This is a genomic window from Aliiroseovarius lamellibrachiae, assembly GCF_018599245.1.
GTDB lineage: Bacteria > Pseudomonadota > Alphaproteobacteria > Rhodobacterales > Rhodobacteraceae > Aliiroseovarius > Aliiroseovarius lamellibrachiae.
Window position 1 is genome coordinate 2,501 of sequence record NZ_JAHEVJ010000017.1, and the last position, 3,623, is coordinate 6,123.

General features: G+C 51.2%; 2 rRNA genes. Both read left to right on the forward strand.

Annotated elements, in window-relative coordinates:
• The first annotated feature begins 474 nt into the window (after window positions 1-474).
• Window positions 475-3,308 (forward strand): 23S ribosomal RNA (locus KKW20_RS16485).
• Window positions 3,309-3,407: 99 nt separating this feature from the next.
• Window positions 3,408-3,522 (forward strand): 5S ribosomal RNA (gene rrf, locus KKW20_RS16490).
• The last annotated feature ends 101 nt before the right edge of the window (window positions 3,523-3,623 follow it).

A 3,623-nucleotide genomic window follows, 5' to 3' on the forward strand; every position in this document is an offset into this window, starting at 1 on the left:
CGAGCGACAGCGATTGGCGCAGCCAATTGCGTGCGAGCCAATCTGTGCAGCAAGAGTTTCGATTAGATCGGCAAGCATTCATTTGAATGTTTGCCCGTCCAATCGGACGCAAATTTGACATCGTTTAGAGAGAAAATAACAACATTGTTGGCGTTGCGCGTATGCAATTAGCCTCAGTTGGCGCGGATCCTTCGGGTGACGCAAGCTTGGTACGGCCCCTTTCCTCGGGCCCTCTAAAGTTTACCGACTGAAACGATGATGTTGTCCAAGTCAAGTACACTAACCAAGCTGCAATCCAGCACGGAATTGCAGTTTTGTTGATCTGCGAAGATCAACATTGTGCTTCATAATGGATCGAAGATCGACATCCTAGATCCAGTCTTAAGTGACAGTTATGAAGCGCGGGAAAATGTATGCTTTTGATCCAGTAGCCAGGGGATAGGAACTACAAAAGGCCTATCTTCTTCTGGATCAAATCAAGCGCGAGAAGGGCGTTTGGTGAATGCCTTGGCAGTAAGAGGCGATGAAGGACGTGATACTCTGCGATAAGCTTTGGGAAGTCGAGAATAGACGCAATACCCAGAGATCTCCGAATGGGGCAACCCACCTGACAGTTCATTATAATTACTTCGGTAATTTATAGTGTTCTGAAACAGGTATTTTTAGACTGAATACATAGGTTTAAAAAAGCAAACCCGGGGAACTGAAACATCTAAGTACCCGGAGGAAAGGAAATCAATTGATACTCCCCTAGTAGCGGCGAGCGAACGGGGACCAGCCGAGCCTCAATTGTGATTAGAATGGTCTGGAATGGCCAACCATAGTGGGTGACAGTCCCGTATAAGAAGCATGAGAGGACGTATTAAGTAGGGCGGAACACGTGAAATTCTGTCTGAAGATCGGAGGACCACCTTCGAAGGCTAAGTACTCCTTACTGACCGATAGTGAACCAGTACCGTGAGGGAAAGGTGAAAAGCACCCCGACGAGGGGAGTGAAACAGTACCTGAAACCGAACGCCTACAATCAGTCGGAGGCCCCTTGCGGGCTGACGGCGTACCTTTTGTATAATGGGTCATCGACTTGGTCTATCTAGCAAGCTTAAGCCGTTAGGTGTAGGCGTAGCGAAAGCGAGTCTTAATAGGGCGAATGAGTTAGGTGGATCAGACCCGAAACCGAGTGATCTAGGCATGGCCAGGTTGAAGGTGCAGTAACATGCACTGGAGGACCGAACCCACATCTGTTGAAAAAGATCGGGATGAGCTGTGCCTAGGGGTGAAAGGCCAATCAAACTCGGAGATAGCTGGTTCTCTGCGAAATCTATTTAGGTAGAGCGTCGGACGAATACTCTCGGGGGTAGAGCACTGAATGGGTAATGGGGGCCTACAGCCTTACTGATCCTAATCAAACTCCGAATACCGAGAAGTACTATCCGGCAGACACACAGCGGGTGCTAACGTCCGTTGTGGAGAGGGAAACAACCCTGACCTACAGCTAAGGCCCCTAATTCATGGCTAAGTGGGAAAGCAGGTGAGACGACCAAAACAACCAGGAGGTTGGCTTAGAAGCAGCCATCCTTTAAAGATAGCGTAACAGCTCACTGGTCTAATTTAAGTTGTCTTGCGGCGAAGATGTACCGGGGCTCAAGCCATGAGCCGAAGCTTAGGGTGTGCACTTTGTGCATGCGGTAGCAGAGCGTAGTGTGACATAGTTCCATTCCTCATTAGATCCTTCGGGATCATTTGAGGATCGGAGCTTTCTGTGAAGCGGGCCTGTGAGGGATCCCGTGGAGAGATCACTAGTGAGAATGATGACATGAGTAGCGACAAAGGGGGTGAGAGACCCCCTCGCCGAAAATCCAAGGGTTCCTGCTTAAAGCTAATCTGAGCAGGGTAAGCCGGCCCCTAAGACGAGGCAGAAATGCGTAGTCGATGGGAACCAGGTTAATATTCCTGGGCCGTGGAGTGGTGACGGATCTCGAAGGTAGTTCATCCTTATCGGATTGAATGGGCTGCTTAGAGGTTCCTGGAAATAGCCCTCCTTTCAGACCGTACCCTAAACCGACACAGGTGGATAGGTAGAGTATACCAAGGCGCTTGAGAGAACTATGTTGAAGGAACTCGGCAAAATACCTCCGTAAGTTCGCGAGAAGGAGGCCCAGTTCTTACGCAAGTAATGACTGGGGGCACAAACTAGGGGGTGGCGACTGTTTACTAAAAACACAGGGCTCTGCGAAGTCGCAAGACGACGTATAGGGTCTGACGCCTGCCCGGTGCCTGAAGGTTAAAAGGAGGAGTGCAAGCTCCGAATTGAAGCCCAGGTAAACGGCGGCCGTAACTATAACGGTCCTAAGGTAGCGAAATTCCTTGTCGGGTAAGTTCCGACCTGCACGAATGGCGTAACGACTTCCCCGCTGTCTCCAACATAGACTCAGCGAAATTGAATTGCCTGTCAAGATGCAGGCTTCCCGCGGTTAGACGGAAAGACCCCGTGCACCTTTACTACAGCTTCACACTGGCATCAGACACAATTTGTGCAGGATAGGTGGTGGGCTTTGAAACCGGAACGCCAGTTTCGGTGGAGCCTCCCTTGAGATACCACCCTAATTCTGTTTGATGTCTAACCGCGGTCCGTTATCCGGATCCGGGACCCTGTGTGGCGGGTAGTTTGACTGGGGCGGTCGCCTCCCAAAGAGTAACGGAGGCGCGCGAAGGTTGGCTCAGAGCGGTCGGAAATCGCTCGTTGAGTGCAATGGCAGAAGCCAGCCTGACTGCGAGACTGACAAGTCGAGCAGAGTCGAAAGACGGCCATAGTGATCCGGTGGTCCCGAGTGGAAGGGCCATCGCTCAACGGATAAAAGGTACGCCGGGGATAACAGGCTGATACTGCCCAAGAGTCCATATCGACGGCAGTGTTTGGCACCTCGATGTCGGCTCATCTCATCCTGGGGCTGGAGCAGGTCCCAAGGGTACGGCTGTTCGCCGTTTAAAGAGGTACGTGAGCTGGGTTTAGAACGTCGTGAGACAGTTCGGTCCCTATCTGCCGTGGGTGTAGGATACTTGAGAGGAGTTGCCCCTAGTACGAGAGGACCGGGGTGAACGTTCCACTGGTGGACCAGTTGTCGTGCCAACGGCAGTGCTGGGTAGCTATGAACGGACAGGATAACCGCTGAAGGCATCTAAGCGGGAAGCCCCCCTCAAAACAAGGTATCCCTGAGGACCGTGGAAGACTACCACGTCGATAGGCCGGAGATGTAAGCATGGTAACATGCTCAGTTGACCGGTACTAATGGTCCGATAGGCTTGATTTGATCCAGTAGTAGATAGACCTACTCCTGGCGTCGGAAGTCTCCGACGTTATCAAAAGCATACACCACAGTGTAATGACTTGGACTTGGAACTTTTTTTGGTTTGGTGGTCATAGCGCAAGTGAAACACCCGGCTCCATCCCGAACCCGGCAGTTAAGCACTGTTGCGCCGATGGTACTGCGTCTTAAGGCGTGGGAGAGTAGGTCACCGCCAAACCTAATAAAGTTCCAAAAAAACCTCTCTAATCGATATCAATCAATAATATAAACGCCGTCAGCCAAAAGCTGGCGGCGTTACTCGTTCCAAAAACTACTCAG